A 2,267-nucleotide genomic window follows, 5' to 3' on the forward strand; every position below is an offset into this window, starting at 1 on the left:
CAAAGGCGGACACCCTTTTTGTCGGCCGCTGTTCATCGAGGCGGAACTCGCCAAGCTATTCTTAAAGCTTAAGAATGATCACTATCTGATTGGCCTCAAGAGGGAATACTTCGTAGCTCAGCTGGCTGTCCTCTACGGCGAGGTTAATGCGCTGCACCCATTCCGGGAAGGAAATGGTCGCGCGCAGCGGGCATTCCTTCGCCAGCTCGGCGCCGCCGCTGGGTGGACGGTGAACTGGCCGGCGCTCGATAAGGAATCGAACGATGGTGCCTGTCATCGCTATCGGATCGAGTATGAACCCGACGAACTCGTCAAGCTGCTCGATCCGATCGTGAGCCCGCGACCGTCCTGGTAGCCGCCCGGAGCGGGGCGTGAGTACGGCCGCGGCTCGCGTGCGCGACCGCCGAGGCCCCCCGCCGATCCCCCCTCGGCGGGGGGCCTTCGCATGCTCGTCGGCCCTTTCACCGGCGGCGAGGAAGTCACGACCGCCGGCGGGAGGTGTATGGCGGGCCGACCAAGCGCCCGGAGACGGGCGCAAGGACGGCCCGCAGCGCGCGCAGGTCGGCCTCGGCAAGCGCTGCGCGGCGTACGAGCAACACGAGCCCGTCACTGCGCTCCTCGACGCCCATCTGTCCCTGGTCAGTCCGTTCTTCGACCTGCATCCATCCCACCCCGTTGTGTGCACAAGCGATCAACAGGCAGACACGCTAACTCTCTGTTTGCTGCTTGACGTCAGACGGTCGCCGGATGTGTTAGCGCGTTGTCTAAAACATGACGAATCGGATGCATGTGCGTGCTGCACGTGCGAAAACGTGCGTACATCTACTCACGTGTGAGAGTTCGTACTCACATGCACGTGAGTAACAGTCACGTACTAGACCAACCCTTATGCGCAGAGTGACCATCATCCCGTCAGGAAGCGGCAAGACGGGGGAGTTGCGTGGTCAATCGGCGGCCGCCACGGCGCACTCGGCGAGTCCGGCGACGGGTCATCGGTGACTGCGACGGAGGGAAGGCCTGCCCGCCGGTACCCGCGCTTTACACGGTGATCCGCACCGACGAGCTGGGTACCCCGCGCAGCGCGAACCACTGGTTCAGCACCAGGCCCGCGGCGTCGGCCTGGATCGGCAGGCAGGCGCGCCCGGACATCTACTACGTCGTTCCGTTCCTGGCGCCATGACACGCGCCGGGCTCGCGGCGCCACCACACGCCACGGGTTCGGCGCGGACCACCTACGACGAGGAGCAGCATTCGTGGACAGACAGGAACCCTCGAGGGAGGCCGGCGGCGGGACACGGTGGGTCGACAGCGGCGCCGGCCCCGGCGCGGCCGCGGACATCGGCTGGCTCCGCCCTCACCAGCCGGACGCCGGAGTCCTGGCCGTCGGAAGGATCGAACGGGCGGTGATCCTGCGCTCCGGCAGGGGCGGTCCCGACCTCGTGATCGCGCCGCAGGCCTGGGAGCGGTTCCTCGCCGAGGTCAGGCAGGGACTCTACGACAACCTGCTCGAGGGCTAACCGAGATCTGTGAGGGGTACCCGTATCCTCGCCGCATCGACGACCGCAAACGGCTAGGAGATCTAGTGCGCGTGCAGAGGTTCGAACCCTTTCTCAAATCGCTGATTCCGGCTGACGGATCGGGTGTGATTCGAGAGGTGAAGACCTTCGCGGAGAACGAATTCACCGAGGCGGGGGGTTACGGGCTCGTCCTGAACTTCGCCTCAGGGGGATCCCTGTACGCCGACATCGTCAGGGGCACACCGCCCGGTGGAGACGATCGGACGGCGGACGAGCCGATGGTGGAGGGTGATCCTCCCACGCCGGTGCCCCTCCCCGCTCTGGAGCTGGTCGGCGGCAAGATCCGAACCGCCGATATCGAGCAGTACCTGCGTGCGCTCATCATCAACAGTGGAAACCGTGAGATCTCGCAGGTTCACGGCTATTCCACAGGAGCCGGCAAATTTCACAAGTACGGACTTGCTGTCACCTTCCACCGTGGCGACGTCTGCTACGTCTACTTCCTGCAGACGCTTCCCGCTGGTCGCGCCCCCCGGAAAGACCAGGACTATCGATGGCTGGAGGCCATGTGACGGTCGCAGACCACCACGACGATCTATTCTGAACCTAAGATCAACAGGTGAGGGGGAGAGTGCGTTGGCCTGGAACAAGCGCGGCAGCACCGGCGGCGGGGCGTCCACCGGCCGCGACGGCGTCAAGCGCGGCGGCAAAGGCGGCACCACCGGCCGCAACGTGAAAGAGGTGCAGTTC

4 protein-coding genes are annotated in these 2,267 nt (G+C 65.2%); 3 read left to right on the forward strand and 1 reads right to left on the reverse strand.

The window, feature by feature from the left end:
• On the forward strand, positions 1-355 hold a 355-nt coding region (locus FREUN1FDRAFT_RS38890; RefSeq protein ID WP_006545943.1), incomplete at its 5' end, for a Fic family protein.
• A gap of 124 nt (positions 356-479) precedes the next feature.
• Here FREUN1FDRAFT_RS38890 and FREUN1FDRAFT_RS38895 read toward each other — a convergent pair.
• On the reverse strand, positions 480-662 hold the full coding sequence (locus FREUN1FDRAFT_RS38895) for a hypothetical protein (protein ID WP_006545944.1): 183 nt from the start codon (positions 660-662) through the stop codon (positions 480-482).
• A 591-nt stretch (positions 663-1,253) separates the two neighbouring features.
• Between FREUN1FDRAFT_RS38895 and FREUN1FDRAFT_RS38900 the strand changes: the two genes are divergently transcribed.
• Positions 1,254-1,517: a hypothetical protein gene (locus FREUN1FDRAFT_RS38900; protein ID WP_006545946.1), complete on the forward strand. Its 264-nt coding sequence runs from the start codon at positions 1,254-1,256 to the stop codon at positions 1,515-1,517.
• A 125-nt stretch (positions 1,518-1,642) separates the two neighbouring features.
• Positions 1,643-2,089, forward strand: coding sequence for a hypothetical protein (locus tag FREUN1FDRAFT_RS38905; protein WP_157475857.1), 447 nt, complete (start codon positions 1,643-1,645; stop codon positions 2,087-2,089).
• Positions 2,090-2,267 lie beyond the last annotated feature (178 nt).

Source organism: Parafrankia sp. EUN1f, assembly GCF_000177675.1.
In the GTDB taxonomy this organism is placed as follows: domain Bacteria; phylum Actinomycetota; class Actinomycetes; order Frankiales; family Frankiaceae; genus Parafrankia.